The following is a 17,716-nucleotide window of genomic DNA, read 5'->3' as shown; positions in this document are numbered from 1 at the left end:
TGCCGGGTTCGTACCGTCGCGCCCAGCACGCGTATCACCGCGAACCACCACCCCAACAGGACTGGGGCAACGCCGACACCACCGTCTCGCGCGCTGGCGCGGGATACCCACACAGGCCGACGGGGCGGCATACCCAAAAGGTATGCCGCCCCGTCGTCGTACGTGCGTACGTGCCTGACTCAGGTCACGCGTCGCCGAAGGCGTCGCCCGCGTCCGAGCGCTGGCCGCGACCGCGACCGCCACGACGACGGCTGCGCTGGCGGCGCTCGCCACCCTCGGTGTCGGAGTCGCTCGACTCGGTGGTGTCGTCACCATCGGTGTCGTCGTCCTTGACCGGGGCGTCGTCGTCGGAGTCGTCGTCCGCCGGGGCGTCATCCGCGGCCTGAGCCGCAGAGTCGTCGTCAGCGAGGACCGCACCGAGCGACAGCTTGCCGCGCGGGTCGATCTCCTTGAGCTCGACCTGGACCTTCTGGCCCACGGCGAGGACGTCCTCGACAGCGTCGATCCGCTTGCCACCGACGAGCTTGCGCACCTCGGAGATGTGGAGCAGACCGTCCTTGCCGGGCAGCAGGGAGATGAACGCGCCGAAGGTCGTCGTCTTGACGACGGTGCCCAGGAAGCGCTCGCCGATCTCGGGCATCTGCGGGTTCGCGATGGCGTTGATCGCCGCGCGAGCCGCTTCGGCCGAGGGACCGTCGGTGGCACCGATGTAGATGGTGCCGTCGTCCTCGATGGAGATCTGGGCGCCGGTCTCGTCCTGGATCTGGTTGATCATCTTGCCCTTCGGGCCGATGACCTCACCGATCTTGTCGACGGGGACCTGCACCGAGATGACGCGAGGAGCAAACGGGCTCATCTCGTCGGGGACGTCGATGGCCTCGTTCATGACATCGAGGATGTGGAGGCGAGCCTCACGGGCCTGGGTCAGCGCGCTGCCAAGGACCTCGGCGGGGATGCCGTCGAGCTTGGTGTCGAGCTGGATGGCCGTGACGAACTCGCGCGTGCCAGCAACCTTGAAGTCCATGTCGCCGAACGCGTCCTCGGCGCCGAGGATGTCGGTGAGTGCGGCGTACTGCGTCACACCGTCAACCTCGGCGGAGACGAGACCCATCGCGATGCCGGCAACCGGCGCGCGCAGCGGCACACCAGCGTTGAGCAGCGACAGGGTCGAGGCGCAGACCGAACCCATGGAGGTCGAGCCGTTGGAGCTGAGCGCCTCGGACACCTGACGGATCGCGTAGGGGAACTCCTCGCGGGTCGGCAGGACCGGCATGAGCGCACGCTCGGCGAGCGCTCCGTGGCCGATCTCACGACGCTTCGGCGAACCCACGCGACCGGTCTCACCAGTCGAGTAGGGCGGGAAGTTGTAGTTGTGCATGTAGCGCTTGCGCGTCACCGGCGACAACGTGTCGAGCTGCTGCTCCATGCGGAGCATGTTGAGGGTCGTGACACCCATGATCTGGGTCTCGCCACGCTCGAAGATCGCCGAACCGTGCACGCGCGGCAGAACCTCGACCTCGGCGCTGAGCGCGCGGATGTCGGCGAGGCCACGGCCGTCGATCCGGACCTTGTCGGTGAGGATGCGCTCACGGATGAGCCTCTTCTGCACCGACTTGTATGCCGCAGACAGTTCCTTGTCGCGACCCTCGAACTGGTCGGCGAGGGCTTCCTTCATGGAGGCCTTGATCTCGTCGAGACGGTCCTCGCGCTCCTGCTTGCCCGCGATCTGGAGAGCGGCAGCAGCGTCGTCGGAGACCTTGGCCTCGACAGCGGCGTACGCGTCGTCCTCGTAGTCGAGGAAGATCGGGAACTCCTGGATCGGCTTGGCAGCCTTGGCGGCCAGGTCGGCCTGTGCCTCGCACAGGACCTTGATGAAGCCCTTGGCGGCCTCGAGTCCCTGGGCGACGACGTCCTCGGTGGGAGCGGTCTTGCCCTCGTTCTTGACGAGGTCCCACGTCTGCTCGGTGGCCTCGGCCTCGACCATCATGATCGCGACGTCGTCCCCGGCGATGCGTCCGGCGACAACCATGTCGAAGGTCGAACGCTCGATGTCCGAGAACTGCGGGAAGGCGACCCACTGGTCGTTGATGAGCGAGACGCGCACCGCACCGATCGGGCCCGAGAACGGCAGGCCGGAGATCTGGGTGGACGCGGACGCCGCGTTGATGGCGAGGACGTCGTACTGCGCGTCCGGGTTGAGCGCGAGCACCGAGATGACGACCTGGACCTCGTTGCGCAGACCCTTCTTGAAGGTCGGGCGCAGCGGGCGGTCGATCAGACGGCAGGTGAGGATCGCCTCGGTGGAGGGGCGGCCCTCACGACGGAAGAACGAACCGGGGATCTTGCCCGCGGCATACATGCGCTCTTCGACGTCAACGGTCAGCGGGAAGAAGTCAAAGCCTTCACGCGGGTGCTTTCCAGCGGTGGTGGTGGAGAGGAGCATCGTGTCCTCGTCCAGGTAGGCGCTGACTGCGCCTCCGGCCTGCTTGGCCAGGCGTCCGGTCTCGAACCGGACAGTGCGGGTGCCGAACGAGCCGTTGTCGATGGTGGCTTCGGCGAAAGTGATCTCAGGACCCTCCATGTGGGTCCTCCTTTTCTTGAGTTCATCTGTCCACGTGCATCGTCGTTGTGCACGGGCGTACTCGGTGTTGGTCAGTCCAGTGTGGAGTTGTCCAACACATCCGAAAGAGCGGCCCTCCCAAGGGAGAGCCGCTCCGACGGAAGTCGTGGGTTCAGCGTCGCAGGCCGAGGCGCTTGATCAACGAGCGGTAGCGCTCGATGTCGATGTCCTCCAGGTAGCGAAGGAGGCGACGGCGCTTGCCGACGAGCAGCAGCAGGCCGCGGCGGCTGTGGTGGTCGTGCTTGTGCTCACGGGAGTGCTCCGTGAGGTCGAGGATGCGCTGGGTGAGGAGCGCGATCTGGACCTCCGGCGAACCGGTGTCGCCCTCGACCGTGGCGTACTCGGTCATGATCTTCTGCTTGACGTCTGCGTCCAAAGGCATGGGCGAGGAGACTCCTTCTGATGTGGTTGCGCGGCGCTTCCGGGCTGGTTCACCGGGGCACTCTTTTTCCGCGGCCGATGTTCACGGCGAGACAAGATTAGCAGCGGGCTCCCCCCACCCCTAATCCGGAAACTCCCCCGCGGGACGGGCGCGCGGTCCACTACAGTCCGGCACCATGCAGCCGACCGAGGTCGATGGTGTTCCCACCTTCTGGGAGCAGGGACCCGAACCCTTCAGCGCCACCCTGATCTTCTTCGCGGGAGATCGCCACGAGACCTTCCGCACCCGCGGCGTGGCCCACCTCGTCGAACACCTCGTGATGTCGACCCTCCCGCGAGATCATCTCGACAAGAACGCCTCCGTGGACGTCGACGCGATGCGCTTCTATGCGACCGGCCCGCGTGACGAGGTGGTCGCCTTCCTTCACGGGGTATGCCGTGCACTCACCTCCCTGCCCCTTGATCGCCTCGAGCGCGAACTGAAGGTCCTTGCGGCCGAGGATGGTCGGTCGTGCGAGCCTCACCTCGGCTGGGCCCACGCCGTGCGATCAGGACCCGTGGGCCCCGGGTTGCTCGGTGAGCTTCAACGTGAGGATCGTGCACCGAGTGCGCAACACGCCATCGAGTTCGCGCGCACCCATTGTGTCGCCGCGAACGCCGCGTTGGTGCTGTCGGGCCCCGTGCCGGAGGACCTGCACCTCGACCTGCCGAAGGGGACGCGCGCAGCGGACACCGCGTGGCGCCCCTCGCCGTTCGAGACGCCGGGCCTGATCGCCGGCCAGATCCCTGTCGTGGCCCTGTCGTACCTCCAGCCGCGCCTCCACGAAGCACTCACCATGACTCACATTCTCGTGCAACGCATCGAGGACGAGGCTCGCCACAACCTCGGGCTGACCTATGAGGTCAGCGACGACGCCAGCGGGCTCACCCCCGACCTCGGCCTGGTGAGCATCTCGACCGACGGGGCGGAGGAGGACAGCGACGAGATCGTCCATGTCGTGTGGTCTGCACTGACGGACCTGGCGGCGAACGGGCCTGGTGAGGAGGAGCTCGCGCACGAGAAGGCGGGCTTCACGGCGTTCCTTGCAGACCCGCGGGCGACGATGGCCGTCCTCGAGGTCGAGGCCATCCGCTTCCTGCGCGAGGGTCGCGTTCGCACGCGGGCCGAACTGCGCGACGCCTACGACGCCGTCACGGCCGACCAGGTTCGCGAGTGGGCCCGTGCGGCGATGGAGAGCGCGGTCGTGGGCGTGCCGGAGCTCCCGAAGTTGCCACTGCCCGGTGTCGTGGACCGCACGGACTGGGAGTTCCCCAGCCGTGCACCGATCGCGGGGCAGGTGTTCAAGCGTCGACTCACCGCAGTTGTGCCGCCACGGGATCTCGCCGTCCACGCTGGGGACGAGGGCATCACGGTGACGGCAGCGGGGACGACGATCGGCGGCACCTGGGCCGAGGTCGTGGGTGTCGGTCGAGCGGACGGGTTCCGGTTCCTCCACTTCGCCGACGGTGCGAGCGGACCCCTGTGGGCCAAGCACGTCAAGGACGGTGGCCGACTCCTGGCACTCATCGACGAGCACACGAGTGGCGTCGCGTGGGAGACGACGGTGGATGCCGCGCTCGATCTCGACTAGGCCTCGATGGGGTCCGACCGTGCGGGTTCTGGTCAGCGGGATCCCGTGCGGACGGGAGCTCCGATGAGTGCGGGGACGATGACGGCAAGGGCCTCATCGATGGTGTCTGCGCAGGCGCGGGCAGCGGCCTTTCCCCTCTTGTAGGGGTCGGGAATGTCCCAGGCCAAACTGTCCGGGCGAGCAGCAGCAAGAGCTGCGTCGAGGGCTGCCAGGCCCCCGGCGGATGTGGGGATCCGCTCGAGAGCGTCCGCGAGCTGGGCCAACCCAAACACCTTGGGTGCGTGCTCGGGCCAGGCCTGGGCGATGCGCAGGCGTTGGCCGAACTCGACGGTGATCACGACATCGGCGTCCTCGAGGACCGCAGAAGTGACTGGTCGGCTCACGTGGCCGTGGGCTTCCCCACCTCGCCTGGCGAGCTGGGCAGCCATGGCTGGGTCCATGCCCTGGCCGGCCGAGCCGGGAACACCTGCACTGGCGAACCGCATCGAGGGTTCAGGCTCGCCTGCCAGCACGTGTGCGGCTCTGCGTTCGGCATACGGAGAGCGCGAGATGTTGGCCGTGCACACGAAGAGGACGCGCAGCGGTTCCTCGCGGCGCTCGGCTCGGGCTCTCACCGGCTCAGGCTAACCGCGCAGACCGGCCCCGCCCATGGGATCCGGTGGATATGGTTCGGACAGGTCTGCGGGCATGAGGTCACGCACCCAACAGGAGGGGTCACGTTGGTGAGCGACGTGCTTCGGCTGCACGGTCTGGGCGCCGTCGTCGAGGTGCGCTGCACAGGTGACGCCGCCCCCGAGTTCCAGACCGCCATGACCACAGCGTGGTCGCGCTGCCTCGTCGTTCCACACCAGTCCCCCGTTGAAGCCCTCCCTCTCGAGGTTCGCCTCGATGACACGGCGCAACTCCCCCGGCGGATGATGCTGACCACCCAACAGGTGACCAAGAGCCTCATCCAGGCTCGGGCCGGTGAACTCGTGATGTTGCACGCCGGCGCGGTGAGTGATCCAGCGACGGGCCGAAGTCTTGTCTACATCGCCCGCGGAGGCACCGGGAAGACCACCCTGAGCCGGCTCCTCGGGCGGCGACTTGGCTATCTCACGGATGAGTCGGTGGGCATCGACGCCGCTGGAGTGATCCACCCCTATCCCAAGCCGTTGTCGGTGAGACGGGCCGCGACCCCAGAACTCAAGGACGAGGTCTCGCCGGACGCCTTGGAACTCCTACCAGCCCCGGAGGTGTCCCGAGTGAGCCGGCTCGTGTTGCTCGACCGACAGCCCGCGATCACCTCACCTGACCTGGCGGAGGTCCCCTTCATGGATGCCGTCATGGCCATGGTCGAGCAGTCGTCCGCGTTGTCCGAGCTACCGCTTCCCCTGAAACGTCTGGCAGAGCTCATCGACGAAACCGGCCCGGTGACTCGGCTGACCTACAGCGAGGCCGCGCATCCCGAGGAGTCGCTCATCGCCCTGGTGAGGGAGGCATCGTGAAGGTGCAGCGCTGGGAGCCCACAGACGAGCTCTTCCACGACGGCGAGGTCGCGGTGCTCATCCGCGGGAGCGTCGTCCGGCTCAGTGCCCTCAGCACGGCCATCTACACCCTGACCGAACAACCACTCGACGTGGACGAACTTTCCAGAGAACTCCAGTCCCGCTTCGGTGTGCCACCGGACAGCTCGACGCTGCAAAAGACGAAGGATGCCGTCGCGGAACTCATCCGCTTCGGCATCCTTCATCGCGTCTGACGCCAAGCGTCGGACCTTTGGTCAGTGACCGATCAGGGCTTGCAGTTGACGCACGGCGGGGTCGAGGCGAACGAGAACGGGATCGTGAACCATCCCTCGCCCGGCGGGTTCGTCGGCGGTGCCGGCGTGTAGGGGTGGTCCGGGTCGGCGCCCTGGACGACGGTGTGTCCCCAAGCGATGACGAGACGACCGCTGGCGTCCGTGTTGGCACTGTTGGAGTTCGTGCCAGCGTTGACGATGATCTGGACGCTGCCACCAGCGGGGATCAGGAGTGCGGCCGGGAGTGGCGCGCCGATGGCGCCACCGGTGTAGAGCCGGGCCGTGCTGTAGGAGAACGGCACGGACGAGGTCACCGCGAAGTAGGGGTCCAACGTGCCATCGACCGTCGGGTAGATGTAGAGGTCGACCGCCGTGGGGTTGTTGATCGTCACGAGGAACGTATAGCCCTTGACGAAGCCGTACTGGTTCTGGCAGCTCGAACCAGGCTGCTTGCAGGCGTTGGTGATGACACCGTTGGGCCCGCCCGCGGACGTGGCGTAGGCCGGCGTGGCAACAACGAGCGGCACGGCGGGGATCGCCCATGCTGCTCCCTTGGCGATGGTGCGGCGTGAAATTCGCCGGTCCTCGCGCTGTTCAGTCATCGACTTTCCCCTTGCATAGACCTCAACGGATTCAGTGCCAAAGGTATCGCGTGCAAAGTGGCCGCAAGACCGAATCGAGGAACTCCAAGGGAGGGTATTTCACCCCTTTGACCCGCCCCAAAGGGCTATGAAGAGCCTAGTCACCGCGATGCGTGAGCAGTCCGCGATCCACCAGGTCGGCCAAGAATGTCCGGACCTTCTCCTCCATCTCGGTGAGGTCACCCCCGACGACGTCACGCATCGCGGCACCGACATCAGGTTCGCCATCCGCTGCCAGCACCCAGATCACTGCCGAGACGTCGTGCAGCACCACGGGTGGTCCGTCGGGCAACGGCATGAGGAACACCGTGGGGGCGTCGACCTCGTCAGGGACGACAAAAGCCAGCCGTCGAGGCACCGCGTACGCGGTCATCGACCGCGCCGCTCGGTCGCCACGGATCGCAGGAAGCCCGCCAGTTCGCAGGCACCACCCCGGGCGCTCGCGACGTATGCAGAGGCCACCTCCCGGGCCGTGGGTCGCCGACCGAGGCGCGCCTCCATCCGGTGACGGTTCGGCATGACGAGCCGGACGGCGGTGCGCAGCGCGGCGCGCTTCGTCGGCGCCGCCCTGACCCGGGCAGCCCAGATCCTGGCCCGGGAACGTTCCCCTGTGGAAAGGACACGCCACAGCTCGTGACCGGGGTGACCGACGAACTCCTCGAGGCGGCCGGTCCCAGCGGCCAGCGCGACGCCGGCCCCGATGTCGTCGGCCAGCTGGCTCACCGCGTCACGCTCGAAGGCGGGGGCGCGGGTCCAACTGGTGTCGATGTCGGGATGCGTCAGCCGACCACCGCGCGCAGCGTGGGCGATGAGGATGAGCCGTTGCGCGGTCACGGAAGGGACGGCACACGGCATACCGGCAAGGTCTGTGACGTGTCGATCCGCCCAGAGGCGCTCGAAGGCAGCAGCCGGATTCTGGTCGATGCCCGGGAAGCGGCGATGTACGTCGACGGGTGCAAGGAATGGATGGACCAAGGTCGACGCGTGCTCGAAGGCCGAGCCGTCCTCGAACAGGTACTGGGTCTTCCAACCATGGAGGTGCATCGCGGCGAGGAGGCGGTCGACGTGCGACGGACGCACCAGCACGTCGGCGTCGATGCTCTGCCGGGTGGCACCGCCGAGGCTGTCGTCGACAGCAGGTCCCTTGATGTGGAGGAGGTCGACGCCATGGTCGTCGGCGAGCGCCTGAAGAGCCGCGTGGGAGAAGCGAATCCCCACTGACCAAGGCATCGTCGCGGCGTCCACAGCCCGACCCTACCCAGTCTGGGATACCCCTGTCCGCCCGGTGGTAGCGTGCGGAAAACGGGCGCATCTCGCAGCGCCACCACTTGGACATGGGGGAACACGTGAAGGTCGTGGTGACCGGCGGGGCCGGGTTCATCGGCTCCAACCTCGGGCGCGAGCTGCTCGCCCGACCCGAGATCGACGAGGTCGTCGCGATCGACAACCTGTCCACGGGGTCCCGAGCCAACCTCGACGGCACCGGAATCACGCTGCTCGAGGGGACCATCCTTGACCCGGACGCCCTCGACGAGGCCTGCAACGGCGCGAGCGCCGTCGTGCACCTCGGCGCACTGCCGTCGGTCCCGCGCTCCGTCATCGACCCGCTCGCCTCCCACCACGCGAATGCCACGGGCACCCTCGAGGTGCTCCAGGCCGCCCGTCGCGCCGGTGACCTTCACGTCATCTCGGCATCGTCGTCGTCGGTCTACGGCGCCAACCGTGAACTGCCCAAGCGCGAGAGCATGCGCACGGCGCCGATCTCGCCGTACGCCGTGAGCAAGCAGGCGACCGAGGCCTACACGTTGTCGTTCGGGCACACCTATGGCATGCCGACCCTCGCCTTCCGCTTCTTCAACGTCTACGGACCACTCCAGGCCGCCGGACATGCGTATGCCGCGGTGCTGCCGGCGTTCATCGACGCAGCTCTGCGGGGGGTTCCGCTCACGATCCACGGCGACGGCGAGCAGACCCGCGACTTCACCTATGTCGGCACCGTGACGCGGGTGATTGCCGACGCCGTGGTCCGGCGCGTCAGCGATCTCGAGGCGATTAACCTCGCGTTCGGCAGCCGCACGTCCCTCAACGGAGTCGTCGACGAGCTCGCCGACATCCTCGGTGAACGCCCTGCCGTGGAACACGTGGAGACCCGGGCGGGTGACGTCCGTGACTCGCAGGCCGACAACTCGCGACTTCTGGCGCACTTCCCCGAGGTCGCGCCCGTTCCGTTGCGCGAGGGCCTGCAGGCGACCGTCGACTGGTTCCGCACCCTGCCCGACTACCAGGCCTGAGTCTCGGCGGCCGTGTTGCGACGGGCGGTGGCCTCCGTCGGGTGGCCCGGCGTGGCTGGTCTCGTCCTGCTGGCCGCGTGGATCACGTGGTCAGCGGTGGTGGGCCTACGTCTGGACCAGGGGTTCTCGCTCACGTCCCCCTACCTCGTGGCGCCGATCGCTCTCGTGCTCGGGGTTGCGGGGGGTCAGGCCCTTGCCCGGTATGCCGGTGACTCGCGTCTGCATCTCGCGCTCGCCCTGGCAGGTGTCGTGCTGGTCCTCGGGGTGCTCCTGACGAAGGAGCCGGGCAAGGAGCCGCTCGGCTACGCCAACGCCAACGCGGCACTCGCCGTGCAGCTCGTCGCGATGTGCGGCCTGGGCCTGCTCTCCACGCCTCGCGGTCGGCGCGGGAGCCTGCTGGCCGCACTGGGCCTTGCCGTGGTTGCGGTGGCTCTCAACCGCTCGGCGGCAGGGGTCGCCGTGTGCCTTCCCCTGGTGCTCGTCATCGGTGGCGTGTGCTGGCGGAAGCCGGTGCATCGCTGGTGGTCCGTGGTCCTTGGGACGCTCATTGCCGTCGGCGGCGCCGCGTTCATCCTGCGCCTCGCGCAAGGACCGACCTTCCCCTCTTGGGCCCGCGGCACCTTCGACACCGTCCGGGAGCAGCTCTGGCACGACGCGGTGGCGCTCTGGGAGCGTCGACCCATCACCGGGTCGGGTCCGGGCTCGTTCCGTGACGCCACAGCTCTCTCGAACGACCCCGACACGTCCACGGCCCACTCGTCGGTGCTCCAGATCGGCGCCGAGACGGGCTGGGTCGGCGTGACCCTCTTCGGGCTCGTCGGGTTCGCCGGACTCCTCTGGGCGGCGCGGGGCAAGGCTCCGCAGGCCGTCGTTGCGGCGGTCGCCTGGACCGCCCTGCTCGTCCACTCCTACGCCGACCACCTGCTGGAGTTCGCTCCGGTCGTCCTGACCGCCGGTGTCGTCCTGGGATGGGCAGCGGCCAGCATCCGCTCGGGACAGGCAGACTCAGAAGAGCTCGACGTCTCCGAGGGTGAGCGCCCAGTCACCCGGTGACGGTGCTGAGGCTGCGAGGGGCCGTGTGGTGAGCAGCGGACCCTGACGAGGCAGCGGCACGAGGCCGGCCGAGGGCCCGGTGCGCAACCCGATGGCATAGTCCGCACCCGTCTCCCGCAGGACACGACGCACGAGCAAGGCTCCGGTGCGACGGTCCGGCACGAGCTGCTCGACCATGGCGGCCTCCACGGCCTCGCCTCGGCGACGCAGGCGGAAGATCACGCCGCCTCGAGCGGGATCGGAGTCATCCACGAGCAGCAGCCGGTAGCGCAAGGGCGCGAAGGCGGTGCGCCACGCGAGGTACTCGGGGGTGCGGTTGGTCCGGACCCCCTTCGCCGGTGCGTGGCGGATGAGCGATTCGGCGATGCCGCGATCGGCCAGCGCCACCGCGGCGTCGAGGCCGACGTCCGTGGCCTCCGACCACAAGGAGGCTGGCACCCGCGAGGTCAGCATCGACACCATCGACCGCGGTCCCCGCGGCATGACACCGACCGGAAGCTGGCGCGCGAGGCTCCAGCCCATCTTGAGATATCCCGGTCGGCTCTGGTCGTTGGGCGTGTTGAAGACGATGCCGTCGCCGGCGAGGGTCAGCTCGCTGACGCCCTGCAACGTGAGAGTCCGGAAGATCCCGACCCCTCTGTATGCCGGGTCGGTCGCCGTGTCGACGGCGCGCACCGCGCGCAGAACGCGGCCGTTGTCGGTGAGGAACTCCCACCGCAGGAAGGTGCGATAGCCGACCACGACGCCGTCGTGCAGCGCAACCCACGCCGGCGAGACGCCGAAGGGGTTCGCTCGGTGCTTCCACTGCAGGAACGCCTCGTAGTGAGGGTCCTCCACCTTGCCCAGTGAGGCCCGAAGCATCGGGAGCGCCGCGGCGTCATCCTCGGGCTCGGCCGCCCTGATGACGAGATCCTCCGGCTTGACCGAGCTCATCCGTGTGCCCCTGTCGTCGTTGGTACCCTCGATCGAGTTTAGGCCGCGCCCGGATGCCGCGTCGGCGATCAGCATCGCGAGCACCCGGGAGGGACACTATGGGGACCGCCCAGCCATCCGCTGACCGCATCCGCGTTCTCTGGCTCGTCAAGGGCCTGGGGCCGGGGGGTGCCGAGCAGCTACTGCTCCTGGCCGCGGGCGTGGTGGACCGGGACCGCTTCGACTATCGGGTCGCCTACGTGCGTCCTGACAAAACTCACCTCGTCCCTGAGTTCGAGGCCAAAGGCCTTGCCCCACAGCGACTTGGGGCGAATGCGTCGGGGCCAGCCTTGCGGGCGGCGTGGGTGGCAGACCTGCGTCGGGCGATGGCCGACACCGACATCGTCCACGCCCACTCCCCCGTCCTGGCTTCGGCTGCGAGGCTCATCGCCCGTAGCCTCCCCCGGGCCCAGCGGCCGTCCGTCGTCACCACGGAGCACAACGAGTGGACGAGCCACCGCACGCCGACCCGATTGCTCAACGGCGTCACCTCACCGCTCGACGCCCACCACTGGGCGGTCTCGGACCAGGTCAGGTCGACCGTGTGGAACTCGCGGCGCGAGGGCTACGACGTCCTCATCCACGGCATCGACCCGGCTGCGGTGAGCCCGGCCCCGGGAACCCGGGATCGGCTCCGATCCGAGTTGGGCATCGGGGCCGGTGAGGTCCTGTCCCTCACGGTGGCCAACCTGCGGGCCAACAAGGACTACCCCAACCTCCTGCGCGCCGCCCGGGCCGCCCTCGACCTCGAGCCACGACTGAGGTTCGCTGCCGTCGGCCAAGGTCCGCTCGTGGATGAGGTGGCGGCCCTGCACGCATCGCTCGACCTCGGCGACCGCTTCCTGCTCCTCGGTTTCCGACGTGACGTCCACGACCTCATGGCCGCCGCAGACGTCTTCACTCTCGCGTCCGCGCACGAAGGCCTCCCGGTTGCCGTGATGGAGGCGTTCGCGGCGGGTCTGCCCGTCGTCGCCACGGAGGTCGGCGGCCTCCCCCAACAGGTCACCGCGGGCGTCGAAGGACTCCTCGTGACCCCTGGCGACTCCGAGGCCCTGGCCGCAGCGCTCGTGGCCGTCGCTCGTGACGATGCCATGCGACGGCGCATGGGCGCGGCCGCGCTCGGACGGGTCGCGGACTACGACATCCGACGCGCCGTCACCGAGCAGGAAGTGGTGTATGCCGCCCTGGCTGCACCTTCGCGACCTACCTGATCTCGCCTAGCCGCGCAGTCCGGCGGCCTTCCCGAGACGGACGGCTGCGGCATACGCCCGCTCAGGACCGAGACCTCCGGTGAGCTTGGCCGCAAAGAAGGGTTCAGGATCGGACTGGCGCACGGGCACGCGCACGAGCCGCATCCGGTTGGTGTCCGGCAGGTTGCGACCGAGCTCTCCCGTCGATGCACTGCGAAAGCGCGCGCGCAGCTGGCTCTGCATGGCGGGCACCGGGATGCCCCACGGATAGGTGAAGTGGCGCGGGGTGACACCGAGATGGTTCTCGACGGCCTCGGTGCACGCGTCGAGCTCGGCCTCGGTGAGCATCTCCGGTCGGACATGGCTGTGGGTGTGGTTGCCGATGGTGCACAGCCCGGACTCCATGAGCTCGGCCAGTTGGTCCCACGTCATGCCGCGACCGGTGGCGCCCTTGGCCGTCGAGCCCTCCCACAGCATCGATCCACCCACGTAGCCCGAGGCCAGATAGACCGTGAACGGCAGGCCTCGCTCGCGCAGGAGCGGCCAGGCGTTGGCGTGGACGTCGTCGAAACCGTCGTCGAAGGTCAACACCACAGACGGGCTCGTGTCGCCGACGTCGAGCCGATCGAGCGCGGCGTCGAGGGACATGACGTCGTGCGACGCAAGGACGTCGAGCTGCCGCCGGAAGTCGTCGGTGGTCAGGTCCAGCTCGTCGGAGGTCCCACCACCGATGCGGTGGTAGATGAGCAGACTGGCCCCCGCCGCCGGGGCGGTGCGGCCGGCACGGGCGAGGGCCTGCTTGAACCGACGGCGGCCGCCCTGGGACTCAGCGGCGGGCACGAATCAGCTCCCTCACCGTGCGGTCGTCCGGTGCCCGCCATCGCCCGACCTCGGGCAGTGCCAGGAGGACGACGAAGAACGGGATCATCAGCACGCGCTGCCTGGCCAGGATTCCGAAGTTGCCAAAGCCGGAGAAGGCCCAGATGAAGGCCGCCATGTAGACAACGCAGAAGGTCACATAGGGGTTGGCCCTCATGAGGCTTGGCAAGCGGCGCAGCCGCGGCCACGCGCGCATGACGAGGACGATCAGCAGCAGGCCTTCGAGGCCCTGAATGAGCATCTGGGCATTGCGCGCCTCGAACGGGAACGGTCTGAAGAGCACGGTGATCACGGCGCCCGGGATGTCGGCCGGTGACTGGATCGGACTCGCCTCGAACGACGAGTTCCCCTCGCTCGCTTGAGTGCTCGCGGCGCCGACGGAGTCCGACACTGCTTGATACGAGAAGTCGTCGATGCCCAGGAACGCCGCTGACTGGGACGTGAGGACAAAGGCCGCAGCGCCCAGCACGAGCACGCCGGCGACCTTGGTGAGGATCCCTGTGCTGCGGGCAGCCGTCGGCCGGAACAGTTGGGCGACGAAGAGTGCGGCGAAGAGAAGCACTGCCAGGTGCGGCCGCAACAGTGCGGTGCCTGCGGCCCCCACCAGGAGGAGAGGGATCGCGCGGCTGCGGTGCGCAAACAGATAGGCCGCGCCGAGGGCCGTGACGCCGACGAAGAACATCAGCCACGCCTCCTTGCCGATGCTCGACGGCCAGTAGAGGAGCGAGGGAAGCAACAGGACGAGGGCGGCATACCGCTTGTGGTTGCCGTCAGGAAGTGCCGTACGGAACGCCTTGAAGAGGAAGTACTGACCCCAGAAGGCGAAGGATGCAAAGACCACGAACGCCGCGAGGGGTGACGGCCCAATCACGGTGTAGAGCGCGGTGGTGATGACCTCCATCCACTGCGTGCCCTGCTTGCCCCCGAGCTCAAAAACGATCACGCCGTCGCGCCACTGCTTGTAGTAGGTCGCGGCGTAGAGGTTGTAGCGCTGGGCGTCCGCGGCACCGGCATACACGATGTAGGCGACGTAGTAGCGCCCCATCGCTCCCACGAGCTTGAGGGCAAAGGCCGTGCCGAGCAGCCCCGGGAGCCAGGATCCCTTTTCCTCATCCCGGGTCACGCGTCGAATCAGGACGACATTGACGGCGATGACGATCGGGATGACGATCGCCGCACCCCAGAAGTTGTAGGAGTCGGTGCGCACCGCCATCCTGAATCCGGCGGCAACACCCAGGCCGGCAAGCACCGCGAGACAGCCTGCGGCCAGGCGCATCCGCGCGGAGTGCATGTTCGGCTCAGGCGGACGAGGCGCGGCGCGTGCGACGGCTGTCGCGGCTGGCGTCGTCACGGAGATCAACAGGCTCGGGTTCGCTCACGACCGGCACCTCCGGGCGCCGCTGCTCGGCGAGCTTGCGACCACGCTTGACCTTCTTCTTGGTCTTGCGCGCGTCGCCGTAGCCGTAGCCGTAGGTGTCGCCGAGCTTGGCGCGCGCACCCACGATGATGACCCCGCTCACGGGGACCTGGAAACGGCCCACGAGCTCGGCCACTCGGTTGCCAGCGACCTCGGTGAGGCGCCCGTGGCGCACCACGAGAAGCAGGGTGTCGACCATCGGCAGGACGTCGAAGACATCGCTGGCCTCCAGCAGCGGAGCGGTGTCGATGAGGACGACATCGGCCATCTCGCGGGCTTCCTCGAGGAGGTGGCCCATGCGGCTCGCCAGCGAGGCAGGGTGCGCGAGGCTCGTGCCGGCCGTGATGATGCGAACGCCGGGGACGCTCGTGGGACGAACGATCGCACTGAGACTTCCCTCGCCGGGGTCGGTGAGGAAGTCCGAGATTCCGGCGCCCTGCGGCACGTCAAAGGCATTGTGGGCGTCCGGGGATCGGAGGTCGGCATCGAGCACGAGCACCTGCTGGCCGGTCTCGGCGAAGCTTGCGGCGAGGTTGGCCACGCTCGTGGTCTTGCCCTCCGAGGCGTGCGCAGACGTGATGAGCACCAACCGGGCACTGTTGGTGGCCCGCCGCGGTTCGACCGCCGACCGCCGCGGGGAGTAGTCGCCGGGCATGACCTGTCCGGCAGTGTGGGTGAGGGCCGTTCTGGCGGCACGGTAACCATCGGCATACAGGCTCAACGGGTCCTCAAGGACACCGAGGGTCGCACGGTTGCGCTGCGACCGCTTGAGGCGCGGGACCTCGGCGATGATCGGCATCCGCAAGGCGGAATGGATGTCAGCGCGCGAGCGTAGCCGCGAGTCGAGACGGTCAAGGATGAGTGCCGCGCCCAACCCCACGAAAAGGCCGAGCAGCGTGGCCATGGCAGTGCGGGGTCCCCGCCCCGGCGGCACGACGAAACCTCCGTCAGTGGTGGCGCTGGGAATGGGGGTGGCCCGCTGGAGCACTTCCAGCGTCGCGTTCTCGGCCCCGGGCCGCCTGGCCTCAGAGATGTACTTCACGATCTGGTCGGCAAAGGCGTTGGCGACTGCTGCGGCCTGTTTGCCGTCCGAGGCGGTGGCCGAGACCGTCAATGCTTGCGCCACGATGTCAGGCGTCACGGTCAGGCCATTCGCGAGCAGCGCGGGGTCGCCCTCGAACCTGACGACGGCGGCAGCCCGCTTGGGAACCTCGCCCGTGGTCAGGTACAGCGCGATCCTCCCGAGATTGGGTGAGACGCCCTCCACGTCCTTGGAGCCGACGGTGATGGTTGCGGTCGCCGTATAGGAACCGACCTTTTGTGTGGTGTCGGCGCTGGCAGGCGTGATGAACCACGTCACCGCGCCGGCCACAAGTGCGCAGATCAAGATGACCGGCCAACGGTGGCGGAACACCTTGATGTAGTCCTGCAGTGTCACGCGGTCACTCCCTGCCTGATGCCATGTGCGTCCCCCCGCGTCAGCATGAACAACACCTTCCGCTCGGTGGGGCAGTCAGTCTCGAACTGTATCCGGCGGACCTGAGAGTCGCGGCCTGTTTGCCGAACCCGACACCGCTGACGGGGTTCTTTTGTCAAGATGGCATCTCGTACGTGACCAACACGGGGAGAGGGTGCGGCACACCATGCGCATAGCCCACCTCACGACGATCGACATGAGCCTGGCGCTGCTTCTCTCCACCGAGCTCGAGGTCGACGTCGCCGCCGGACACGAGGTCTTCGGTCTCAGCGCACCCGGTCGATACGTCACGGGCATCGAGTCGCTGGGCGTGACCCATGTGCCGCTGAATGCTCTGACCCGCTCGTGGAATCTCCGGCAGGACGCCGCGGCATTCCGCGACCTCGTCCGCACCCTCCGCTCACTCGACCTCGACGTGCTCCACACGCACAATCCCAAGACCGGGGTGATGGGACGCATCGCCGGGCGACTGGCCGGCATACCCGTCGTCGTGAACACCTGCCACGGACTGTGGGCGCGTCCCGAAGATCGATTGCGCAAGCGCGCCTTCGTCTACGGAGCCGAAGCGCTCGCCATCCGCTTCTCCGACTACGAGTTCTTCCAGAACGCTGCTGATCGCGACACTCTGCGTCGGTTTCTCAAGCCGGGGCGACACGAAGTCGTGGGCAACGGCGTCGATCTCGAGCGCTTCCACCCCAGCCCTGAAGGTCGCCGTAGGGTGCGCGAGGAACTCGGCCTGACACATGACGACCTGCTCGTCGGCACCATCGGGCGCCGGGTGCGCGAGAAGGGGCTGGTCGAGTTTGCCGAGGTCGCCGCACGGCTCGGTGACCGCGCAACGTTCGTCTGGGTGGGACCCGAGGACGGACCCGACACCCACATCTCGGACCCCCACGAGGACGCCGTGCGCTTCCTGGGCGAGCGATCCGACATGGAGGACGTCTACTCCGCCATCGACGTGTTCGTCCTCGCCTCCCACCGCGAAGGATTCTCCCGGGCGTCGATGGAGGCCGCCGCGTGTGGTGTGGCCATGGTGCTCACCGACATCCGCGGCTGCCGCGAGATCGGCACCCATGACGAACACGTTCTCTTGGTGCCGGTCAACGACCCGCAAGCCTTGGGACATGCCGTGGAACGGCTTCTCAAGGACGCTCTCCTGCGTCGTCGACTGGGGGCTGCCGCGCGCAAGCGCGCCACGGCTGCATTCGACCAGCGCGTGGTGGCACGACGGTCACTGGAGACCTACGCCCAGGTCCGGTCACCGGGCCGCCGGTGGCCGCGCGCACGTCCCCACGGCGACGACGACACGCGGCGGCCTATTCTCGGTGTGGCCCAAGGACCCCCACCCGGGGCGCCCGACCGAAATCGATGAAGGACACGAACT

The 17,716-nt window shown here is 68.1% G+C and carries 17 protein-coding genes; 7 read left to right on the top strand and 10 right to left on the bottom strand.

What is annotated here, in order from left to right; translation table 11 throughout:
• Positions 1-184: 184 nt before the first annotated feature.
• On the bottom strand, positions 185-2,581 hold the full coding sequence (locus tag ACFQRE_RS15125) for a polyribonucleotide nucleotidyltransferase (protein ID WP_380123806.1): 2,397 nt from the start codon (positions 2,579-2,581) through the stop codon (positions 185-187).
• 151 nt (positions 2,582-2,732) lie between these two features.
• Positions 2,733-3,002: a 30S ribosomal protein S15 gene (gene rpsO, locus ACFQRE_RS15120; protein ID WP_380123804.1), complete on the bottom strand. Its 270-nt coding sequence runs from the start codon at positions 3,000-3,002 to the stop codon at positions 2,733-2,735.
• A 175-nt stretch (positions 3,003-3,177) separates the two neighbouring features.
• Between rpsO and ACFQRE_RS15115 the strand changes: the two genes are divergently transcribed.
• Entirely contained in the window at positions 3,178-4,632 is a 1,455-nt protein-coding gene (locus ACFQRE_RS15115; RefSeq protein WP_380123802.1) for a M16 family metallopeptidase, read from the top strand.
• Between the two features lie 32 nt (positions 4,633-4,664).
• Here ACFQRE_RS15115 and ACFQRE_RS15110 read toward each other — a convergent pair whose 3' ends face one another.
• Positions 4,665-5,246: an arsenate-mycothiol transferase ArsC gene (locus tag ACFQRE_RS15110; protein WP_380123800.1), complete on the bottom strand. Its 582-nt coding sequence runs from the start codon at positions 5,244-5,246 to the stop codon at positions 4,665-4,667.
• Positions 5,247-5,354: 108 nt separating this feature from the next.
• Here ACFQRE_RS15110 and ACFQRE_RS15105 point away from each other — a divergent pair, with 108 nt between their 5' ends.
• On the top strand, positions 5,355-6,119 hold the full coding sequence (locus tag ACFQRE_RS15105; protein ID WP_380123798.1) for a hypothetical protein: 765 nt from the start codon (positions 5,355-5,357) through the stop codon (positions 6,117-6,119).
• A complete protein-coding gene (locus tag ACFQRE_RS15100) occupies positions 6,116-6,373 on the top strand; it encodes a hypothetical protein (RefSeq protein WP_380123796.1) in 258 nt (85 codons plus the stop codon). The genes ACFQRE_RS15105 and ACFQRE_RS15100 overlap by 4 nt, the downstream gene beginning before the upstream one ends.
• A 32-nt stretch (positions 6,374-6,405) precedes the next feature.
• Here ACFQRE_RS15100 and ACFQRE_RS15095 read toward each other — a convergent pair whose 3' ends face one another.
• The 3 genes from ACFQRE_RS15095 to ACFQRE_RS15085 all read right to left on the bottom strand — a co-directional run bounded on the left by ACFQRE_RS15095 (position 6,406) and on the right by ACFQRE_RS15085 (position 8,298).
• A complete protein-coding gene (locus tag ACFQRE_RS15095) occupies positions 6,406-7,014 on the bottom strand; it encodes a hypothetical protein (protein WP_380123793.1) in 609 nt (202 codons plus the stop codon).
• 136 nt (positions 7,015-7,150) lie between these two features.
• Positions 7,151-7,426 carry a hypothetical protein gene (locus tag ACFQRE_RS15090; RefSeq protein WP_380123791.1) on the bottom strand — a complete coding sequence of 92 codons (276 nt, stop codon included), beginning with the start codon at positions 7,424-7,426 and terminating at the stop codon, positions 7,151-7,153.
• The gene (locus ACFQRE_RS15085; protein ID WP_380123789.1) at positions 7,423-8,298 is read right to left on the bottom strand and encodes a nucleotidyltransferase family protein; all 876 of its coding nucleotides are present in this window, start codon (positions 8,296-8,298) and stop codon (positions 7,423-7,425) included. The genes ACFQRE_RS15090 and ACFQRE_RS15085 overlap by 4 nt, the downstream gene beginning before the upstream one ends.
• 89 nt (positions 8,299-8,387) lie before the next feature.
• Between ACFQRE_RS15085 and ACFQRE_RS15080 the strand changes: the two genes are divergently transcribed.
• Positions 8,388-9,344 (top strand): NAD-dependent epimerase/dehydratase family protein, encoded by a 957-nt coding sequence (locus tag ACFQRE_RS15080; RefSeq protein WP_380123787.1) that lies wholly within the window; start codon positions 8,388-8,390, stop codon positions 9,342-9,344.
• A gap of 51 nt (positions 9,345-9,395) precedes the next feature.
• On the top strand, positions 9,396-10,397 hold the full coding sequence (locus tag ACFQRE_RS15075) for an O-antigen ligase family protein (RefSeq protein ID WP_380123784.1): 1,002 nt from the start codon (positions 9,396-9,398) through the stop codon (positions 10,395-10,397).
• Here ACFQRE_RS15075 and ACFQRE_RS15070 read toward each other — a convergent pair.
• The gene (locus ACFQRE_RS15070; protein WP_380123782.1) at positions 10,350-11,330 is read right to left on the bottom strand and encodes a GNAT family N-acetyltransferase; all 981 of its coding nucleotides are present in this window, start codon (positions 11,328-11,330) and stop codon (positions 10,350-10,352) included. The genes ACFQRE_RS15075 and ACFQRE_RS15070 overlap by 48 nt on opposite strands.
• Before the next feature lie 98 nt (positions 11,331-11,428).
• Here ACFQRE_RS15070 and ACFQRE_RS15065 point away from each other — a divergent pair, with 98 nt between their 5' ends.
• Positions 11,429-12,580: a glycosyltransferase gene (locus ACFQRE_RS15065; RefSeq protein WP_380123780.1), complete on the top strand. Its 1,152-nt coding sequence runs from the start codon at positions 11,429-11,431 to the stop codon at positions 12,578-12,580.
• Positions 12,581-12,586: 6 nt separating this feature from the next.
• Here ACFQRE_RS15065 and ACFQRE_RS15060 read toward each other — a convergent pair whose 3' ends face one another.
• From ACFQRE_RS15060 to ACFQRE_RS15050, 3 genes are read right to left on the bottom strand one after another with little or no spacing between them, the layout of a single operon-like run.
• A complete protein-coding gene (locus tag ACFQRE_RS15060; protein WP_380123778.1) occupies positions 12,587-13,399 on the bottom strand; it encodes a polysaccharide deacetylase family protein in 813 nt (270 codons plus the stop codon).
• Positions 13,386-14,714 (bottom strand): hypothetical protein, encoded by a 1,329-nt coding sequence (locus tag ACFQRE_RS15055; RefSeq protein WP_380123776.1) that lies wholly within the window; start codon positions 14,712-14,714, stop codon positions 13,386-13,388. The genes ACFQRE_RS15060 and ACFQRE_RS15055 overlap by 14 nt, the downstream gene beginning before the upstream one ends.
• A gap of 22 nt (positions 14,715-14,736) precedes the next feature.
• Complete coding sequence (locus tag ACFQRE_RS15050) at positions 14,737-16,293, bottom strand: AAA family ATPase (protein ID WP_380123774.1); 1,557 nt, start codon at positions 16,291-16,293, stop codon at positions 14,737-14,739.
• Between the two features lie 205 nt (positions 16,294-16,498).
• Between ACFQRE_RS15050 and ACFQRE_RS15045 the strand changes: the two genes are divergently transcribed.
• Entirely contained in the window at positions 16,499-17,704 is a 1,206-nt protein-coding gene (locus ACFQRE_RS15045) for a glycosyltransferase family 4 protein (protein WP_380123771.1), read from the top strand.
• Positions 17,705-17,716: the final 12 nt, after the last annotated feature.

The sequence above is a fragment of the Knoellia pratensis genome (genome assembly GCF_042666395.1).
GTDB classification, from domain to species: domain Bacteria; phylum Actinomycetota; class Actinomycetes; order Actinomycetales; family Dermatophilaceae; genus Knoellia; species Knoellia pratensis.
This window is presented reverse-complemented; position numbering and strand designations above follow the sequence as displayed.

Bases quoted from the DNA above. Each gene is read 5' to 3' on its own strand.
- ACFQRE_RS15125 (WP_380123806.1), bottom strand. From the start codon at position 2,581: ATGGAGGGTCCTGAGATCACTTTCGCCGAAGCCACCATCGACAACGGC.
- rpsO (WP_380123804.1), bottom strand. From the start codon at position 3,002: ATGCCTTTGGACGCAGACGTCAAGCAGAAGATCATGACCGAGTACGCC.
- ACFQRE_RS15115 (WP_380123802.1), top strand. From the start codon at position 3,178: ATGCAGCCGACCGAGGTCGATGGTGTTCCCACCTTCTGGGAGCAGGGA.
- ACFQRE_RS15095 (WP_380123793.1), bottom strand. From the start codon at position 7,014: ATGACTGAACAGCGCGAGGACCGGCGAATTTCACGCCGCACCATCGCC.
- ACFQRE_RS15090 (WP_380123791.1), bottom strand. From the start codon at position 7,426: ATGACCGCGTACGCGGTGCCTCGACGGCTGGCTTTTGTCGTCCCTGAC.
- ACFQRE_RS15080 (WP_380123787.1), top strand. From the start codon at position 8,388: ATGGGGGAACACGTGAAGGTCGTGGTGACCGGCGGGGCCGGGTTCATC.
- ACFQRE_RS15070 (WP_380123782.1), bottom strand. From the start codon at position 11,330: ATGAGCTCGGTCAAGCCGGAGGATCTCGTCATCAGGGCGGCCGAGCCC.
- ACFQRE_RS15065 (WP_380123780.1), top strand. From the start codon at position 11,429: ATGGGGACCGCCCAGCCATCCGCTGACCGCATCCGCGTTCTCTGGCTC.
- ACFQRE_RS15055 (WP_380123776.1), bottom strand. From the start codon at position 14,714: ATGCGCCTGGCCGCAGGCTGTCTCGCGGTGCTTGCCGGCCTGGGTGTT.
- ACFQRE_RS15045 (WP_380123771.1), top strand. From the start codon at position 16,499: ATGCGCATAGCCCACCTCACGACGATCGACATGAGCCTGGCGCTGCTT.